The organism is Anaerobacillus sp. CMMVII, assembly GCF_025377685.1.
In the GTDB taxonomy this organism is placed as follows: Bacteria; Bacillota; Bacilli; order Bacillales; family Anaerobacillaceae; genus Anaerobacillus.
Window position 1 is genome coordinate 134,848 of record NZ_JACEHK010000001.1, and the last position, 19,159, is coordinate 154,006.

Here is a 19,159-nt window from a genome sequence, read left to right on the forward strand (position 1 = left end):
TTCTACGCACTACACATAGAACCTGATGAAGAGATCTCGGATAGGAGGGTAACAAATTGGATCATAGTAGTAAAACAGCATTTATAAATGATGTTTTAAAATTAGTGTCTCCAGGAACGCCATTAAGGGAAGGCATTGATAATGTATTAAGGGCCAAGACTGGTGGTCTGATTGTATTAGGATATAACAATGAAATGATGAATATCGTCGACGGTGGATTTTTTATAAATTGTGAATTTTCACCCGCGTACTTATATGAGTTAGCAAAAATGGATGGTGCTATCATTTTAAGTGAAGATAGCTCGCGAATATTATATGCGAATACCCAGTTGGTACCTAACTCAACTATTTCATCTACTGAAACTGGGATTAGGCACCGCACAGCAGAGCGAGTTGCCCGCCAAACAGGAAATTTAGTGATCTCTATTTCACAAAGAAGAAATGTCATTACACTTTATCAAGGTGAATATCGGTATTCATTAAAGGACATCGGGGTAATTTTAACAAAGGCAAATCAGGCAATTCAAACATTGGAAAAATATAAGTCTGTACTAGATCAAGGGATTACAAATTTAGGTGCACTTGAGTTCGAGGAATTAGTGACTTTTCAAGAGGTATCCCAAGTAATCCATCGTGTTGAAATGGTTCTGCGAATAAAAAGTGAGATCTTAAACTATGTAAATGAGTTAGGTGATGAAGGTAGACTAATCTCAATGCAGCTAGAGGAGCTTGTATCAAATGTTGAAAAAGAAGCAGGATTGCTAATTAAGGATTATGTGAAAGACCCTAATCAAGATGAGCACCTTATCTTAAGACAAATGAAGAAGTTATCTAATGATGAACTGTTAGATGATCAAGTAATTGTCAAGCTATTAGGGTACGCCAAGAATATTAATTTATCTGAGCATACCATTACGCCACGTGGGTTTAGAATTCTACATAAAATACCGCGGCTCCCGTCAATTGTAGTTGAAAATCTGGTTCAAAAGTTTGAAGATATTAGACAAATTATGCGTGCTTCAATCGAAGAGCTTGACGAAGTTGATGGGATCGGTGAGGCGCGAGCCAGAAAGATTAAAGAAGGTTTAACTAGAATTCAGGAACAACTATTTATTGACCGCCATATCTGAGAAAAATCTTGACTCTATTTTGCTATGACGTTATAATAAAATACTTTTGTAGAAATTGACATTCATGGCCTACTTTGTTATTTTAAAACTATGTATAATTTGAAAATTCCTTCATAGAAATTATAAAATTGCATTAATTTAAAGTTTGACCTTTGAAATTAATGTCTATACTAATAAAGGAGGTGAAATAGATGATAAGATGGATTGTAAAGCTTTCTTTGTTATTTTGGGTGGAACATTAGGATATTTATTTGTTCCAGACTTAATACAGATCTTAAATTTTGGTGGCTTACCAAATTGGGTAACTAACTCATTTGTAGGTGCTGGAATTGGTGCAATTATATTTTATTTATCATCATTTTGGATTACTGATTATATTGTGGGGCTAATCCGCCTAGTGGAGGAAAAATTAGTTAAAGCACCTGTAACAGATGTTCTATTTGGAACCATGGGGATTATCTTTGGACTTATTGTAGCATTTTTAATTGTCTTACCACTTAATACAATTCCTGTTTTAAGTACAATTTTACCAATATTTTTAACTTTATTATTAGGCTATTTAGGTTATCAAGTTGGCTTCAAAAAGCGTGACGAGTTAATAAACTTGTTCACTAAGAAAAATGATAGAAAAAAAGATACTGATGAAGTAGAGAAAGAAAGACACGGTGTTGAACTAAAAATATTAGATACAAGTGTTATTATTGATGGACGAATTGCTGATATTTGTCAAACTGGTTTCTTGGAGGGAACATTGGTCATTCCTCAATTTGTCCTTGAAGAACTCCAGCATATCGCTGATTCTTCTGATGTACTAAAAAGAAATCGTGGACGTCGTGGTCTAGATATATTAAATAAAATTCAAAAAGAGCTATCCATAAATGTTGAAATTTACGAAGGAGACTTCGACGATATTCAAGAGGTTGATAGCAAATTAGTCAAGTTGGCAAAATTGGTCTCTGGGCTTGTTGTAACAAATGATTTTAACTTAAACAAGGTTTGTGACCTTCAAGGTGTACCGGTACTAAATATTAACGATTTAGCTAATGCGGTGAAACCAATTGTTCTTCCTGGTGAAGAATTACATGTTCAAGTCATTAAAGATGGAAAAGAACATAACCAGGGAATTGCTTACTTGGATGACGGGACAATGATCGTTGTAGAGGGCGGCCGTGATTACATTAGTAAACACATTGATGTTATTGTTACTAGTGTACTCCAGACCTCCGCTGGAAGAATGATCTTCGCAAAACCAAAGTTATTAGAAAAAGCACTTTAAGCGTACAATAGTTTTTAATAAACGTTAGGTCAGATGTTTCTGGCCTGACGTTTCCTTTTATACGGAGTTCGTTATAATCAAAACGATGACAGTTTTTATGGGATGGGAGTAACGTAGAAAATGAAGTATTCGGTAGTAATCCCTGCAGCAGGCCAAGGAAAAAGAATGAACCTAAAAAGAAACAAACAGTTTTTGCTATTAGAAAATAAACCAGTTATCATTCATACCTTAGAAATATTTCAAAATGATGATTGGTGTGAAGAAATAATCGTTGTTGCAAATCCTAATGAAATAGACGAAATAGCACAGTTAATACATACATATGGAATTACTAAGGTGAAAAGAATCGCAAACGGTGGTGCAGAGCGACAACATAGTGTTTATAACGGTTTAAAAGTCGTAAGTAAATCAGAGATTGCTCTCATCCATGATGGGGCACGTCCTTTCGTTTCTGAAGACCTAATTCACAAGCTTGTTGAAGAAACGGAAAAAAGTGAAGCGGCTATATTAGCAGTACCAATTAAAGATACTGTGAAAGAAAGTGATGGATATAACATTTCGCGCACAGTTGATCGAGCAAATTTATGGTCTGCCCAAACACCACAAGCGTTTGCTTTAAAAACTATTTTAGCCGCACATAAATGGGCTGAAAAAAATGGCTTTTTAGGGACTGATGATGCTAGTTTGCTGGAAGCAATTCAAAAAGATGTTTCGATTGTGCATGGGGAATATTTTAATATTAAACTTACAACGCCAGAAGATATTGTGTTTGCACATTCAATTTTACAAGTTAAGCGAGGAGAGAAGTAATGATGAGAATTGGACAAGGTTATGATGTTCACCAATTGGTAGAAGGAAGACCATTAATAATTGGTGGAATTGAAATTCCTCATGAAAAAGGTTTGTTAGGACATTCAGACGCAGACGTTTTATTACATACTGTTGCTGATGCAGTCTTAGGAGCTATTGCCCAAGGAGATATAGGTAAGCATTTTCCTGACACAGATCCAGCATATAAAGGTGCAGATTCAGCCAAGCTCTTATCTCACGTTTGGGAGCTAGTCAAGAAACAAGGCTATAAGCTAGGCAATATTGATTGCACAATCATTGCCCAAAGACCAAAAATGGCGCCCCACATTCCCGCGATGAAAGAAAGAATTAGTGAACTACTTGAGGCTGAGTTAGACCAAGTAAACGTAAAAGCAACAACGACAGAAAAACTAGGTTTTTGTGGTAGAGAAGAAGGAATTGCAGCTATGGCAACGGTGTTATTAGTTAAAAGTTAAGCAGTTTTGAGTTAGGAGTGATGAGTTTTGAGTTGGTGAAAGAGGAAGCTACGAAGCAGAACTTTCAATAACTCAAAACTCAAAACTCAACCCTCAAAACTTTTATGTTAGAATAAGAAAAGTTATTAGAAAGAAATGGATGGTGTGGTTACATGTCAAAACAAGTAAGAGTTCGCTTTGCTCCAAGTCCAACGGGGCATCTGCATATTGGTGGAGCAAGATCTGCTCTTTTTAATTATTTATTTGCTAGAAATCAAGGTGGTAAATTTATCGTTCGTATTGAAGATACAGACCAAGCAAGAAATGTTGAAACTGCTCAAGAAAAACTGCTTGAAAGCATGAAGTGGTTAGGAATTGAGTGGGATGAAAGCGTAGATGTTGGTGGAGAGTACGGTCCTTATCGCTGCATGGACAGAATAGATATTTACAAAGACTATATTGAGAAGTTAATTGAAAGTGGCAAAGCATACTATTGTTACATGACGGAAGAAGAAAGTGAAAAAGAACGTGAAGAGCAATTATCAAGAGGTGAAACTCCTAAATATAGTGGACGAGATCGTCATTTAACAGCTGAACAAAGGGCTGCGTATGAAAATGAAGGTCGTAAGCCAGTAGTACGCTTTTTAGTTCCAGAAGGACAAGAAGTAGTTGTTGATGATGCGATTCGAGGTCGAGTAAGTTTTGAAACAGACGGTATTGGTGATTTTATCATCGCTCGACGTGATGGAATTCCAATGTACAACTTTGCGGTAGTTGTTGATGACCACCTAATGGAAATTTCCCATGTTATTCGTGGTGAAGAACATTTATCAAATGCACCTCGTCAAGTATTACTATACGAAGCATTCGGTTGGGAAACACCAAAGTTTGCACACGCATCACTAATCTTAAATCAAGATCGTCAAAAAATGAGTAAGCGTGATGAGTCAATCATTCAATTTGTTGAACAATATCGTGATTTAGGTTATTTACCTGACGCACTTGTCAACTTTTTATCGCTTCTTGGTTGGTCTCCTGTTGGAGAAGAGGAGATTTTTACTAAGGAAGAATTGATTGAGCAATTTAGCCTCGAAAGAGTTTCTAAAGCACCAGCTGTTTTTGATACACAAAAACTCGAGTGGATGAATAATCAATATATGAAGAAGGCGAATGGAGATCAAGTTGTGGAACTAGCATTGCCACACTTAATTAGTAGTGGTAAACTTCCTGTAGAGATGTCAGAGGAACAAATAGCCTGGGCTCGAGACTTGATTTTACTTCACCAAGAAAAAATGAGTTATGGAGCAGAAATTGTTGAGTTAACAGAGTTGTTCTTTAAGACAGAAATTGATTATAATGAAGAAGCAAAAGTAGTTTTAGCTGAGGAGCAAGTACCTGCTGTAATAGCGGAATTTAAATCTCAGTTAGAAATGTTAACTTCATTTACTGCTGATGATATTAAAGCAGCTACGAAAGCTACGCAAAAAGCAACTGGACAAAAAGGTAAGCAATTATTTATGCCAATCCGTGTAGCTACAACTGGGCAAACGCATGGTCCAGATCTACCGCAAGCGATTAGCTTATTAGGAAAAGAAATTGTTCTAAACAGATTACAGAGTTTATTATAGATTTTTTTGAGCTATAATAAATTATCTCTATATAAAACGTTGATGAGGATAAGTAAAAGAAATTATTTCTTTCTAGAGAGAACTGCCTTGGCTGAAAGCAGTTTAAGAAGTAACCTTTGAAATGCCCCTCTGAGTCCTTTACTAAAAAGCAAAATTAGGTTCTTAGCTTAGTAAGTAAAGGCGGTGCTCACCGTTACGGAGTTAAGAGGAGTATTTTGTTTACTCAAACAGAGTGGAACCGCGCTAAAAGCGTCTCTGTGCATAAATTGCACAGGGATGCTTTTTTTATAAGATTCTTTAAGGGTACATTGCTTTTCTAAAATACTGAGGTTCTGAAAGGAGAGAGTTAGGTTGTTTAAAACATTAAGAAACGACATTGATGTTGTTTTTGAGCAAGATCCGGCAGCGAGAAGCAAACTTGAAGTAATTTTTACTTATTCAGGACTTCATGCGATATGGGGCCATAGAATTGCCCACTGGTTTTGGAAAAAGCGAATGTTCTTTCTGGCAAGGCTACTTTCGCAGATTTCCCGCTTTTTTACAGGAATTGAAATCCATCCAGGCGCTGTCATTGGTCAAAGGCTGTTTATTGACCATGGAACAGGAGTTGTTATTGGGGAAACGTGCGAGATTGGAGATAACGTTACGATTTATCAAGGAGTTACCTTAGGCGGGACTGGTAAAGAGAAGGGGAAACGTCACCCGACAATTGAAGATAATGTCTTGATTGCTTCAGGAGCAAAAATTTTAGGGTCGATGACAATTGGAAAGAATTCACGAATAGGGGCAGGTTCTGTAGTGCTTAAAGAAGTGCCAGCAAACTCTACTGTAGTTGGCATTCCGGGTAGAGTCGTGATGCAAGATGGCGTTAAAATACGCCGTGACCTAGATCATATCAATTTGCCAGACCCTGTTGCAGATAAATTTAAAGAGTTAGAAGAAGAACTAAAACGACTTAGAAGCGAGATTGAATTGTTGAAACAAAAATAGTTATGAGTTATGAGTTATGAGTTATTGAAAGCTTCTCTGCGATGCCTACAAACAACTCAACACTCAACACTCTACACTGAAAAAAGGAGTGTAAAACATGTCAATTAAAGTATATAACACGTTATCGCGGCAAAAGGAGATTTTCCAACCTATTGAAGAAGGTAAAGTAAAAATGTATGTATGTGGACCAACGGTTTATAACTATATCCACATTGGGAACGCAAGACCTGCCATCATTTTTGATATGGTTCGCAGATACTTTGAATTTCGTGGTTATGATGTTAAGTATGTATCCAATTTTACAGATGTCGATGATAAATTAATCAAAGCAGCTAAAGAGCTTGGAGAAGATGTTCCAACAATCGCAGAGCGTTTTATTAATGCGTACTTTGAAGATGTCGGGGCGTTAGGTGTTAAGTGTGCCGATGCTCATCCAAGAGTAACAGAAACGATGACTGAAATCATTGATTTTGTTGAAGGGCTGATTACGAAAGGTTTCGCATATGAAGTAAATGGGGATGTGTATTTTAGTACTAGAAAATTTAAAGACTATGGGAAGCTTTCTCAACAATCAATTGATGACCTCCAATCAGGTGCACGGATTGAAGTAGAACAACAAAAGGCAGATCCACTAGATTTTGCTCTTTGGAAAAAGGCAAAGCCAGGTGAGATTTCATGGAATAGTCCATGGGGCGAAGGAAGACCGGGTTGGCACATCGAATGCTCGGCAATGGTCAAGAAATATTTAGGTGATACGATTGACATTCATGCTGGTGGTCAGGACCTATCATTCCCGCACCATGAAAATGAAATCGCTCAGTCAGAAGCGATGACAGGTAAAAAGATGGCGAACTACTGGCTGCATAATGGGTACATTAATATTGATAATGAAAAAATGTCGAAGTCTTTAGGGAATTTCATTTTAGTACATGACATCATTAAAAAATATGACCCAGAAATTATTCGTTTCTTTATGTTAATGGCTCATTATCGTAGTCCAATCAATTTTAATGATGAACTTCTAAACAGTGCAAAAAATGGGTTAGACCGTTTGAAAACAGCAGTTCAAAATCTAGAATACCGTTTAGAGGAAACAGCTAATTTAGGTAAGGGTGAAGCAGATTGGATTAGCCAAATTGACGCTGAGAAATCGAAGTTTATCGATGCTATGGACGATGACTTTAATAGTGCAAACGCAATCGCAACATTGTTTGATTTAGCTAAGCTAGCGAATGTCTATTTACGTGAAGCTCATACTTCAAAAGATGTATTGGAACACTTTTTGGTTGTCTTTAAGGAATTGGCGGATGTACTTGGTTTGGTATTAACGTCTGTAAAAGAGTTATTAGATGAGGATATTGATAAGTTAATTGAAGTGCGTAATCAAGCAAGAAAAAATAGAGATTTTGCGTTAGCAGATAAAATTAGAGACGACTTGAAGGCAATGGACATTCTATTAGAGGATACACCACAAGGAGTACGTTGGAAGAGGGTTTAAGCGTATTATGATGAAATTAACAAAATCTAAGATAGATTTACAGCAAATAAATGCGTTAGCTCTTGCGTATATGGGTGATTCCATTTTGGATACGTATGTTCGTTATCGTTTGATTGCCTCAGGTAAGGTGAGACCACATCAGCTTCATAAAAAAGCGACAGAGTATGTTTCGGCCAAGGCGCAGGCAGAGGTTTTGAACTGCCTGCTGGCCAACGGCTTTTTAACAGAAGAAGAGATGGCTGTTGCGATGAGAGGTAGGAATTCCAAACCTGGGAATGTCCGCAAAAATACTGACTTGCAAACCTACCGAATGAGTACCGCTTTTGAAGCGCTAATTGGTTATCTATACTTACTTGATAAGTACGAAAGACTAGATGAAATTATTGAACAAACGTTTGTACTAATTGAAAAGGAAGAAGGGAGTGAAACAAATGGGTAGTGAATTTATTGTAGGTAAAAATCCAGTCTTAGAGGCATTGCGTTCTGGTCATACAATTAATAAAATTTGGATTGGTGAAGGTACCCAAAAAGGTCAAGTCAACCAAATCCTTGATCTTGCAAAGGAAAATGGCATTCAGTTTCAATTTGTTCCAAAGAAGAAGCTAGAGTCATTAGTCGATGCAACAAATCACCAAGGAGTTGTTGCATCAGTTGCAGCATATGAATATGCTGAGATCGATGATTTATTTGCAAAAGCACAAGAAAAAGGGGAAGAACCTTTCTTTTTGTTATTGGATGAAATTGAGGACCCACATAATTTAGGTTCTATTCTTCGTACTGCTGATGCAGCCGGTGCACACGGTGTGATTATCCCCAAACGTCGTGCGGTGGGGCTTACTGCCACTGTTGCAAAAGCTTCGACAGGGGCAATTGAGTACGTACCCGTTGTGAGAGTGACTAACTTAGCGAGAACGATGGATGATTTAAAAAAGCGTGGTTTGTGGTTTGCTGGTACAGATGCCGCAGGAGATACAGATTTTAGACAGGCTAGTTTTGACTTACCGATTGGACTTGTTATTGGAAGCGAAGGAAAAGGAATGAGTCGTTTAATCAAGGAAAAATGTGACTTTTTACTACGCGTACCGATGCTTGGTAAGGTTACTTCGTTAAATGCATCTGTTGCTGCTAGTCTGTTGATGTATGAGGTTCTTAGGAAGCGTAACCCCATAGGAACGAAGTAAAATGAGAGAGATACTTCTCGTTGATGGCTATAACATAATTGGGGATTGGCCAGAATTAAAGCTGTTAAAAAAGAATGACTTAGAAGGTGCCAGAGACCTACTAGTTGAAAAAATGGCTGAATACCAAGCATACAGTGGTATGGAGGTTATCATTATTTTTGATGCTCATATGGTTTCTGGCATTGGCAAGAAATATAAGAATTTTAGATTAGAAATTATCTACACTAGGGAAAATGAGACAGCTGATGAACGAATTGAAAAATTAGTAAAAAAGCTCAAGCGTATTGATACTCAAGTCTACGTCGCAACATCGGATTTCGTTGAACAATCCGTTACATTTGGCTACGGAGCTTTAAGGAAATCAGCTAGAGAACTAAGAACGGAAATGAGCGTTGTGGAACAAGGTATAAAGAAAGAAGTAAAAAAGTCGAAAAAACGCGAAAAACAAACAAAAATCCCGATCTCTGCCGAAATGGCAGAAATTTTTGAAAAATGGCGTCGAGGCGACATGTGAGTGGTTGACGCTAGTCGAAAACATGCTATATAATATTTCTATATTTAGGTAATTCATACTGTTTAAAAAGGTCACTTAGCTTATACTATTAATAAGTTATGAACTTCATCGATGGTAGTATAAGGGAAACTATGGCGACGATTAATATGAGATAATGGAGCCCGTTTTTTTAATATTCATTTAGCGTTTTTCTGTAAATGAATCCCTTTTTAAGCATTCACAATTCATCAAAGGCCGGAGGGATTATGGTGAGCATAGACCTCAAAGAAATCACAAATGCTGACTTTGAACAAATGGAAGATGAATATTTAGTTGATTACGTCCGCGAAGGCGATAGTGGAGCTCTGGAGTATCTTATAATCAAGTATAAGAACTTTGTAAGAGCTAAGGCTAGATCGTATTTCTTAATTGGTGCCGACCACGAGGATATAGTGCAAGAAGGAATGATCGGCCTCTATAAGGCAATTCGAGATTTTAAAGGGGACAAGCTTTCATCATTTAAAGCCTTTGCAGAACTATGTATTACTAGGCAAATTATTACAGCAATCAAAACTGCAACAAGGCAAAAGCATATCCCATTAAACTCTTATGTTTCACTAGATCGACCAATTTACGATGAAGAAAGTGATCGTACACTTCTTGATGTTATTAGCGGAACACGTGTCACCGATCCTGAGGAGCTTCTCATTAATCAAGAGGAGTTTGATGATATTGAATTAAAAATGGGAGAAATTTTAAGTGACCTTGAACGGAAAGTATTGATGTTATATCTTGACGGTAGGTCATATCAGGAAATTTCTGTTGATTTAAAACGGCATGTTAAATCAATCGACAATGCGCTACAAAGAGTGAAACGCAAACTAGAACGCTATGTTGAATTAAAGGGTATTAGTATATAAAAACCAGGGCAGAGGCCCTGGTTTTTTAGTTTAGTCGTTTGAGTTAAGAGTTATGAATTTATAGAAAGCATCACAGAGCAGCTAAAGAACTCAAAACTCTTAACTCAACACTGGTTTTAGAAAGGGTAATATTGGATACACTGATATAAGACAATATTGACACTGTTTATACCCTGTGATATGGTTGATTAATATGTGAATATTATCATTTGCAAGATGGGGGGAGTATGTAATGCGAAAACAAATCGTTTTAGCGTGCAATACTTGCAAGTCTCGAAACTATACGACAGAAAAGAATGCATCAAATGCAGAACGAGTGGAAATGAAGAAGTTCTGTAAAGTATGTAACGAGCACACCCAGCATCTTGAAACAAAATAATCTCGTATTAATTTTTTGTACAAGCTTATGAATATACGATAAAAACTTGTGTCTAAATGGTGGAGGTGGCGTTAATGGCTGGAGCAGTTAAGAAATCAGGTCAATTTTTACGTGATGTAACAAAGGAACTAAAGAGAGTATCATGGCCTACTCGTAAGGAGTTAATCCGCTATACAGCTGTAGTTGTTGCGACGGTTGTATTTATGGCATTTTTCTTTGGTATCATTGACTTAGGTATCTCAAGTTTAGTTCGTTTTATTTTAGGATAATTGGTAATAGGTCTATCCTTATTTTATTAAGTAGGATTGATCCATAGAGGAGGGAAGGACGAAAAGGTCCTGTTCATTATGGAGAAAAATTGGTATGTTGTTCATACTTACTCGGGTTATGAAAATAAAGTAAAAGCAAATTTAGAAAAACGTGTAGAATCTATGGATATGGCTGATAAGATTTACCGTGTACTTGTGCCTGTTGAAGAAGAAACAGAAACAAAGAATGGTAAAACAAAGTCTGTTACACGTAAAGTTTTTCCAGGTTATGTATTAGTTGAGATGATCATGACTGATGATTCATGGTATGTTGTCCGAAATACTCCTGGAGTTACTGGTTTTGTTGGTTCAGCTGGAGCAGGTTCAAAGCCTACAGCACTACTTCCAGAAGAGGTTGAAGCAATTCTTCGTCAAATGGGTGTTGAAGAGCCACGTGAGGAAATTGACTTCGAATTGAAGGAGTCAGTGAAGGTTAAAGAAGGTCCATTTGCAAATTTTGTTGGATCAATCGAAGAGATTTTAGTAGAGAAAAGAAAGTTAAAAGTGCATGTCAATATGTTTGGTAGAGAGACGCCAGTTGAGTTAGAATTTTCTCAAGTTGAAAAAATCTAAAATTAAGACTTGCTTATCTTTATTAAAAATGATAAAATCTTTTATGTTCTTAACGCAAAAATTTGAACATAGCTTTCGAATAGAAAGTAAATCGAGTGGGAGGATCAAATAATAAGATCCGGTTACCACATCACGGACTTAAGGAGGTGTGTCGCGTGGCTAAAAAGGTTATTAAAATGGTAAAGTTACAAATTCCTGCTGGTAAAGCAAACCCAGCACCGCCAGTTGGACCTGCACTAGGTCAAGCGGGAGTTAATATTATGGGATTCTGTAAAGAATTTAACGCTCGTACTGCTGATCAAGCTGGTTTAATTATTCCGGTAGAAATTACGGTATTTGAAGACCGTTCATTTACATTTGTTACGAAAACTCCACCTGCAGCTGTTTTACTTAAAGTAGCAGCTGGGATCCAAAGCGGATCTGGAGAACCAAATCGTAAAAAGGTAGCAACTGTTAAGCGTGATAAAGTTCGCGAAATCGCAGAGCAAAAGATGCCAGACCTAAACGCAGCTAACGTAGAGTCAGCAATGCGTATGGTGGAAGGTACTGCACGCAGTATGGGAATTGTTATTGAAGACTAATCCCTTGTTACTAATCTAAGGGAGTTAGGGGTTGCGAAGGGGCCGGTGTATTGGCAGCGCAACCTTTATTAGTGGGAGGTACTACCGCTAAAACCACAATCAAGGAGGAAATAAAATTGGCTAAAAAAGGTAAAAAGTATCAAGAAGCTGCTAAGCTTGTTGATCGCACAAAAGCTTATCCTATTGAAGAAGCAATTGAATTAGTAAAAAAGACTTCAGTAGCATCTTTTGATGAGACTGTAGAAGTTGCATTTAGATTGGGTGTAGACCCTAAGAAAGCTGACCAACAAATTCGTGGTGCAGTTGTACTTCCACACGGAACTGGTAAAGTTCAACGTGTTTTAGTTTTCGCTAAAGGTGAAAAAGCTAAGGAAGCGGAAGCAGCTGGAGCAGACTATGTTGGTGACGAAGATTACATTAACAAGATTGCTCAAGGTTGGTTCGACTTTGATGTAGTAGTAGCAACACCTGACATGATGGGTCAAGTTGGTAAACTTGGACGTGTATTAGGACCTAAAGGTTTAATGCCGAACCCGAAAACAGGAACAGTTACTTTCGAAGTAGAAAGAGCAGTTAATGAAATTAAAGCTGGTAAGATTGAATATCGTGTTGATAAAGCTGGGAACATTCACGCACCAATCGGGAAAGTTTCTTTCGATACAAACAAGTTAGTTGAAAACTTAAACACTGTTGTTGAAACTTTAGTAAAAGTTAAACCAGCAGCTGCTAAGGGAACTTACATGAAGAATATCGCAGTTGCATCAACAATGGGACCTGGTGTAAAAGTTAACGTAGCTTCTGCTACTAAATAATACCAGTTGACTATTGTCGGTTAAATCGATATACTAGCCATTGTGAATTGAATAGTTCATACCGTAGACAGTAGGTGCGTATCAATCGCTTAATTTCCTACCGAGGTTTGTTAAATGTTGATCTAATCACTATAACAAAAGCCTCCGTGTGTCTGCATGGAGGCTTTTCCTATAGAAGGATCACCTCATACAACGGTATGGTTTTAATACTATCAATTTGATAGTATAAGAAAACCTTAGGTTTAGTCTTAAGATTTTCGAATAATCATAGGAGGTGTAATATGAGCGTACGTGAACAAAAACAACAGTTCGGACAAAAGCAAGTATTAGTATCTGAAATCGCTACAAAGCTTCGTGATAGCAAATCAACAGTAGTTGTTGACTATCGTGGATTAAATGTTGCCCAAGTAACAGAATTACGTAAGCAACTTCGTGAAGCAAACGTAGAATTCAAAGTATACAAAAATACAATGACTCGTCGTGCGACTGCTGAAGCAGGATTAACAGAACTTGATGCATCGTTAGTAGGTCCTACTGCAATTGCATTCAGTAATGAAGACGTAATCGCTCCTGCTAAAATTTTAAACGATTTCGCGAAAAAGAACGATGCGTTAGAAATTAAAGCAGGTGTTATCGAAGGTCGATTTGCTTCATTAGAAGAAGTTAAGGCGTTAGCTGAGCTTCCTTCAAGAGAAGGTTTACTTTCTATGTTGCTTAGCGTTCTTCAAGCTCCAATGCGTAACTTTGCATTGGTTACAAAAGCTGTTGCTGAACAAAAAGAAGAACAAGGTGCTTAATAGCCCGCAAAATTTAAAATTAACTTACAATTAGGAGGAAATATAAAATGAGTAAAGATCAAATCTTAGAAGCAATTAAAGAAATGACAGTTTTAGAATTAAACGATCTTGTAAAAGCAATCGAAGAAGAGTTTGGCGTAACTGCAGCTGCTCCTGTAGCTATGGTTGGTGGCGGTGCTGCTGCTGCTGAAGCTGAGCAAACTGAGTTTGATGTAATCCTTACATCTGCTGGTTCAGCTAAGATCAACGTAATCAAAGCGGTTCGTGAAATCACTGGTTTAGGATTAAAAGAAGCTAAAGCATTAGTTGATGGTGCTCCAGCTCCACTTAAAGAAGGTGTTTCTAAAGAAGACGCTGATGCTATCAAAGCTAAACTTGAAGAAGCTGGTGCTTCTGTAGAAGTTAAGTAATTTATGAAAAAACTCGCATTTATGCGAGTTTTTTTAGTTATGAGTGAAGAGTTATGAGTGAAGAGTTATGAGAGAATGCTGATCTGAAGCCTTTCTTTCAATCAACTCAACACTCAACACTCAAACCTCAAAACTCACACAAACCTCAAAACTTTTAAATTACTTGTATATTTCTAATAACTATTAATCATAATGAATATTGGTGTTAATAGAAAAGGTGTGAAAAAAATGTCGAATCACTATTACTCTGAAAAACCAACTGTTGAGAGTTCGCGTAGAAAATGGGAATCTCAATTACGAGGGATGAAGATGCAGTTCACTTCTGATGCTGGTGTATTTTCTAAAAAGGAAGTAGATTTCGGAACACAATTACTACTCGAAACTTATCGCTTTCCTGAAAGTGGTGGAAATATATTAGATGTAGGTTGTGGTTATGGTCCGATTGGATTAACGTTAGCAAAAGAGAGTCCTGAAAGTAGCTTTGTTTTAGTGGATGTAAATGAGAGAGCTCTTGAGTTAGCTGAACTTAACGCCAAGCTAAATTCGATTGATAATGTAACCGTTAAGAAAAGTAATCTATTAAGTGCTCTTGTAGGTGAAACTTTCTCCTCTATTTTATCTAATCCGCCAATCAGGGCGGGGAAGAAAGTTGTTCATCAATTATTTGAGGATGCTTATACTCATTTATCCGATCAAGGGGAGTTGTGGATTGTTATTCAAAAGAAGCAAGGTGCTCCTTCAGCTATCGAAAAACTTGAGAGTTTATTTGCAAAAGTAGTAGTTGAAAAAAAATCAAAAGGCTATTTTATTATCTCTGCGAAAAAAAGTTGACTTAGGAATCCGTTTGTGTTAGTGTTATTTAATGCGTATGAATATCGTTTTAATGCCTAAAATTCCTCAAATGTCAACTTTATTTTTTGTTTAAATATCCATTATTTGGTTATACTGAGTGGTAAAACTACCTTTTATTTGTGATTCTTAGAACAAAATCTTTTTGTTAGGTACATAAGTTGCATGAACAGCTGAGAGAATGAATGTGTTTTAAAACAACTGACCATTGTTAAAGTGGTCTTTATCGATGTGGTTTTTTTAATGAAAACCATTTTTCTTTTTCTCAAGGGGAAAAGATTCCTATTTCATGTGTAAAAACGTTTACATTTTTGTCAGCAAAACTTAGGTATGCGAAACCGTGACGTTTGTAGTCGCCGTGTTACATATAACGAAGCAGCTATAATCGGGGTCACTGCCAAGTTTTTCTAATATGCTTAGTTTGAAAGCTAAGCCTCCTAATTAGTCACTGACTAAGAGAGGAAAACTAAAACGCTAGATTTAAGGGGTGAATCAGTTGACAGGTCAACTAGTTCAGTATGGACGACACCGCCAACGAAGAAGTTATGCTCGAATTAAAGAGGTATTAGAATTACCTAACCTTATTGAAATTCAGACAGCTTCTTATCAATGGTTTCTTGATGAGGGGCTAAGAGAAATGTTTCAAGACATCTCTCCGATTCAAGATTTTACAGGAAACTTAATTTTGGAGTTTATTGATTACAGTTTAGGTGAGCCTAAATACTCTGTGGAAGAGTCGAAAGAACGAGATGTTACTTATGCAGCTCCACTACGAGTAAAAGTACGTCTCATTAATAAAGAAACTGGAGAAGTAAAAGAACAAGAAGTCTTTATGGGAGATTTCCCACTAATGACTGAAACTGGTACGTTTGTCATCAACGGTGCTGAACGTGTAATTGTTTCTCAGCTTGTACGGTCTCCTAGTGTTTATTATAGTAAAAAAATCGATAAAAACGGAAAAAAAGGTTTTACAGCAACCGTAATTCCAAACCGTGGAGCATGGTTAGAGCTTGAAACAGACGCGAAGGACGTTGTATACGTTCGTATTGATCGCACTAGAAAGATCCCTGTTACAGTTCTCCTACGTTCATTAGGATTTGGCTCTGATCAAGAGATCATTGATCTACTAGGTGAAGATGAGTATTTACGAAACTCATTGGATAAAGATAACACCGATAGTACGGAAAAGGCCTTACTAGAAATTTATGAGCGCTTACGTCCTGGTGAACCTCCTACAGTAGAAAATGCAAAAAGTTTATTAGAATCACGCTTTTTTGACCCGAAACGCTATGACTTAGCAAATGTAGGTCGTTACAAGATTAATAAAAAGTTACACATAAAAAATCGTCTCTTTAACCAACGTTTAGCTGAGACATTAATTGACCCTGAAACTGGTGAGGTACTAGCAGAAGAGGGCGCGATTATTGATCGTCGACTTCTTGATCGCTTAATTCCTTACTTAGAAAATAATGTAGGGTTTAGAAATGTTTCTTTACATGGCGGTGTAATGGACGATGTTGAAGTGCCTTTACAGTCAATTAAAGTATATGCACCGAACAGACAAGAAGAAGATATGCCGATTAATGTAATTGGTAACCGTAGTGTTGATAAAAGCGTGAAAAATATTACGCCTGCTGACATTATTGCTGCGATTAACTACTTCTTTAATTTACTGCATGGTATAGGTGATACAGATGACATCGACCATTTAGGAAATCGTCGTCTACGTTCTGTTGGTGAACTGTTACAAAATCAGTTTAGAATTGGACTTTCTAGAATGGAACGTGTAGTTCGTGAGCGTATGTCAATTCAAGACGCAAATATGATCACGCCACAGGCGTTAATTAATATTCGTCCTGTTATTGCATCAATTAAAGAGTTCTTTGGAAGTTCGCAGTTGTCTCAGTTCATGGATCAAACAAATCCATTAGCCGAGTTAACGCATAAGCGTCGTCTATCAGCATTAGGACCTGGTGGTCTTACTCGTGAACGCGCAGGATTTGAAGTACGTGACGTTCACTACTCTCACTATGGTCGTATGTGTCCGATTGAAACGCCAGAGGGTCCAAACATTGGATTAATTAACTCATTATCTTCCTATGCAAAAGTTAATCAATTCGGATTTATGGAAACACCTTACCGTCGTGTTGATCCTGAAACAGGAAAAGTAACCGAGAAGATTGATTACTTAACTGCTGATGAAGAAGATAACTATGTAGTTGCCCAAGCAAATGCGAAGTTAGCTGATGACGGATCTTTTATTGAAGAAAATATTATTGCGCGTTTCCGTGGGGAAAACACGATCGTAAAACGCGAACGTGTTGACTATATGGATGTATCACCTAAACAGGTAGTATCTGCAGCGACAGCATGTATCCCGTTCTTAGAAAACGATGACTCAAACCGTGCGTTAATGGGAGCGAACATGCAACGTCAGGCAGTACCACTATTACAACCACAATCACCATTAGTAGGTACAGGAATGGAGCACATGTCAGCAAGAGACTCAGGTGCTGCAGTAGTAGCTAAGTACAAAGGGATTGTTGAGCGTGTTACAGCCAAAGAAATTCAAGTCCGTCGTCTGATGGATGTTGACGGAAATGAAGTAAAGGGCGATATTGATCGCTACAATTTACTAAAGTTTATTCGTTCTAACCAAGGAACTTGTTATAACCAACGTCCGATCGTCAAAGAGGGCGATGTTGTTACTAAAGGAGAAATCCTTGCAGATGGTCCATCTATGGAACTAGGGGAACTTGCTCTAGGCCGTAACGTAATGGTAGGGTTCATGACGTGGGAAGGGTATAACTACGAGGATGCGATTATCCTTAGTGAGCGTCTTGTAAAAGATGATGTTTATACTTCCATCCATATTGAAGAATATGAATCAGAAGCTCGTGATACTAAGTTAGGACCTGAGGAAATTACTAGAGATATCCCGAACGTTGGTGAAGATGCGCTCCGTAATCTAGATGAGCGTGGAATTATCCGTGTTGGTGCTGAAGTAAAAGATGGCGATATTCTTGTTGGTAAGGTAACTCCAAAAGGGGTAACTGAACTTACTGCTGAAGAACGCCTCTTACATGCAATTTTCGGAGAAAAAGCGCGTGAAGTTCGAGATACATCGCTAAGAGCTCCTCATGGTGGAGACGGTATCATTTTAGATGTAAAAGTTTTCAATCGCGAAGATGGAGATGAGCTTCCACCAGGAGTAAATCAACTTGTACGCGTGTATATTGTTCAAAAACGTAAAATTCATGAAGGCGATAAAATGGCTGGACGCCATGGTAATAAGGGTGTTATCTCGAGAATTATGCCAGAAGAAGATATGCCATATTTACCAGATGGCACGCCAATTGACATCATGCTTAACCCATTAGGGGTACCTTCGCGAATGAACATCGGACAAGTGCTTGAGTTACACCTAGGAATGGCCGCAAGAAAGCTTGGTATTCATGTTGCATCTGCAGTATTTGATGGTGCTCGTGAGGAAGATGTTTGGGGTACGCTTGCAGAAGCAGGTATGGCAAGAGACGGAAAAACCGTTCTTTATGATGGAAGAACTGGTGAGCCGTTCGATAATCGTATTTCAGTTGGAATTATGTATATGATTAAACTTGCTCACATGGTTGACGATAAGCTTCATGCTCGTTCAACTGGACCTTACTCTCTAGTAACCCAGCAGCCGCTTGGTGGTAAGGCGCAATTCGGTGGACAGCGCTTCGGAGAGATGGAAGTTTGGGCACTTGAGGCATATGGTGCGGCTTATACTCTACAAGAAATTCTTACTGTAAAGTCAGATGATGTAGTTGGTCGTGTAAAAACATATGAAGCCATTGTTAAAGGTGAAAACGTTCCAGAGCCTGGTGTTCCTGAATCGTTTAAAGTATTAATTAAGGAACTTCAAAGTTTAGGTATGGATGTTAAGATGTTATCTAGCACTGAAGAAGAAATCGAGATGCGTGATCTTGACGATGATGAAGAACAAGCGAATGATAAGCTTAATTTAAATCTTGAAACTACTGAATCAAACGGATAATCGTAGAACCTGAAAGCCGAAAGGGAGGTT

Annotated in this window: 20 protein-coding genes and 2 other annotated features; all 20 genes read left to right on the forward strand. The window is 37.7% G+C overall.

Annotated elements, in window-relative coordinates:
- Window positions 1–56: 56 nt before the first annotated feature.
- The 20 genes from disA (at window position 57) to rpoB (ending at window position 19,129) form a co-directional block, all read left to right on the forward strand.
- Window positions 57–1,130, forward strand: a complete 1,074-nt coding sequence (disA, locus tag H1D32_RS00660) for a DNA integrity scanning diadenylate cyclase DisA (protein WP_261176288.1) — start codon at window positions 57–59, stop codon at window positions 1,128–1,130.
- Between the two features lie 199 nt (window positions 1,131–1,329).
- Window positions 1,330–2,406: a PIN/TRAM domain-containing protein gene (locus tag H1D32_RS00665; protein WP_261176289.1), complete on the forward strand. Its 1,077-nt coding sequence runs from the start codon at window positions 1,330–1,332 to the stop codon at window positions 2,404–2,406.
- A gap of 120 nt (window positions 2,407–2,526) precedes the next feature.
- Window positions 2,527–3,216 (forward strand): 2-C-methyl-D-erythritol 4-phosphate cytidylyltransferase, encoded by a 690-nt coding sequence (gene ispD, locus H1D32_RS00670; RefSeq protein ID WP_261176290.1) that lies wholly within the window; start codon window positions 2,527–2,529, stop codon window positions 3,214–3,216.
- Complete coding sequence (gene ispF / locus H1D32_RS00675; protein ID WP_261176291.1) at window positions 3,216–3,692, forward strand: 2-C-methyl-D-erythritol 2,4-cyclodiphosphate synthase; 477 nt, start codon at window positions 3,216–3,218, stop codon at window positions 3,690–3,692. The genes ispD and ispF overlap by 1 nt, the downstream gene beginning before the upstream one ends.
- Before the next feature lie 152 nt (window positions 3,693–3,844).
- The gene (gene gltX, locus H1D32_RS00680) at window positions 3,845–5,299 is read left to right on the forward strand and encodes a glutamate--tRNA ligase (protein ID WP_261176292.1); all 1,455 of its coding nucleotides are present in this window, start codon (window positions 3,845–3,847) and stop codon (window positions 5,297–5,299) included.
- 30 nt (window positions 5,300–5,329) lie between these two features.
- Window positions 5,330–5,559, forward strand: a binding site (T-box leader).
- Window positions 5,560–5,650: 91 nt separating this feature from the next.
- Window positions 5,651–6,289: a serine O-acetyltransferase gene (gene cysE, locus H1D32_RS00685; RefSeq protein WP_261176293.1), complete on the forward strand. Its 639-nt coding sequence runs from the start codon at window positions 5,651–5,653 to the stop codon at window positions 6,287–6,289.
- A gap of 97 nt (window positions 6,290–6,386) precedes the next feature.
- A complete protein-coding gene (cysS, locus tag H1D32_RS00690) occupies window positions 6,387–7,787 on the forward strand; it encodes a cysteine--tRNA ligase (RefSeq protein WP_261176294.1) in 1,401 nt (466 codons plus the stop codon).
- 10 nt (window positions 7,788–7,797) lie between these two features.
- A complete protein-coding gene (locus tag H1D32_RS00695; protein WP_314733337.1) occupies window positions 7,798–8,226 on the forward strand; it encodes a Mini-ribonuclease 3 in 429 nt (142 codons plus the stop codon).
- Window positions 8,219–8,968: a 23S rRNA (guanosine(2251)-2'-O)-methyltransferase RlmB gene (gene rlmB / locus H1D32_RS00700; RefSeq protein WP_261176296.1), complete on the forward strand. Its 750-nt coding sequence runs from the start codon at window positions 8,219–8,221 to the stop codon at window positions 8,966–8,968. Before H1D32_RS00695 ends, rlmB begins: the two co-directional genes overlap by 8 nt.
- A 1-nt stretch (window position 8,969) precedes the next feature.
- Window positions 8,970–9,482 (forward strand): NYN domain-containing protein, encoded by a 513-nt coding sequence (locus tag H1D32_RS00705; protein ID WP_261176297.1) that lies wholly within the window; start codon window positions 8,970–8,972, stop codon window positions 9,480–9,482.
- Window positions 9,483–9,730: 248 nt separating this feature from the next.
- Window positions 9,731–10,381, forward strand: a complete 651-nt coding sequence (sigH, locus tag H1D32_RS00710) for an RNA polymerase sporulation sigma factor SigH (protein WP_261176894.1) — start codon at window positions 9,731–9,733, stop codon at window positions 10,379–10,381.
- A gap of 232 nt (window positions 10,382–10,613) precedes the next feature.
- Entirely contained in the window at window positions 10,614–10,760 is a 147-nt protein-coding gene (rpmG, locus tag H1D32_RS00715) for a 50S ribosomal protein L33 (protein WP_261176298.1), read from the forward strand.
- Window positions 10,761–10,834: 74 nt separating this feature from the next.
- Window positions 10,835–11,029: a preprotein translocase subunit SecE gene (secE, locus tag H1D32_RS00720; protein ID WP_261176300.1), complete on the forward strand. Its 195-nt coding sequence runs from the start codon at window positions 10,835–10,837 to the stop codon at window positions 11,027–11,029.
- A gap of 78 nt (window positions 11,030–11,107) precedes the next feature.
- Window positions 11,108–11,641 carry a transcription termination/antitermination protein NusG gene (gene nusG, locus H1D32_RS00725; protein ID WP_261176301.1) on the forward strand — a complete coding sequence of 178 codons (534 nt, stop codon included), beginning with the start codon at window positions 11,108–11,110 and terminating at the stop codon, window positions 11,639–11,641.
- Between the two features lie 155 nt (window positions 11,642–11,796).
- Window positions 11,797–12,222 carry a 50S ribosomal protein L11 gene (rplK, locus tag H1D32_RS00730; RefSeq protein WP_261176302.1) on the forward strand — a complete coding sequence of 142 codons (426 nt, stop codon included), beginning with the start codon at window positions 11,797–11,799 and terminating at the stop codon, window positions 12,220–12,222.
- A 71-nt stretch (window positions 12,223–12,293) separates the two neighbouring features.
- A complete protein-coding gene (gene rplA / locus H1D32_RS00735) occupies window positions 12,294–13,034 on the forward strand; it encodes a 50S ribosomal protein L1 (RefSeq protein WP_314733338.1) in 741 nt (246 codons plus the stop codon).
- A gap of 43 nt (window positions 13,035–13,077) precedes the next feature.
- Window positions 13,078–13,213 (forward strand) — a sequence feature (ribosomal protein L10 leader region).
- Between the two features lie 102 nt (window positions 13,214–13,315).
- On the forward strand, window positions 13,316–13,831 hold the full coding sequence (gene rplJ / locus H1D32_RS00740) for a 50S ribosomal protein L10 (RefSeq protein WP_261176304.1): 516 nt from the start codon (window positions 13,316–13,318) through the stop codon (window positions 13,829–13,831).
- Between the two features lie 47 nt (window positions 13,832–13,878).
- Window positions 13,879–14,241, forward strand: coding sequence for a 50S ribosomal protein L7/L12 (gene rplL, locus H1D32_RS00745; RefSeq protein ID WP_261176305.1), 363 nt, complete (start codon window positions 13,879–13,881; stop codon window positions 14,239–14,241).
- Between the two features lie 228 nt (window positions 14,242–14,469).
- Complete coding sequence (locus tag H1D32_RS00750; protein WP_261176306.1) at window positions 14,470–15,072, forward strand: class I SAM-dependent methyltransferase; 603 nt, start codon at window positions 14,470–14,472, stop codon at window positions 15,070–15,072.
- A gap of 514 nt (window positions 15,073–15,586) precedes the next feature.
- Window positions 15,587–19,129: a DNA-directed RNA polymerase subunit beta gene (gene rpoB / locus H1D32_RS00755; protein ID WP_261176307.1), complete on the forward strand. Its 3,543-nt coding sequence runs from the start codon at window positions 15,587–15,589 to the stop codon at window positions 19,127–19,129.
- Window positions 19,130–19,159: the final 30 nt, after the last annotated feature.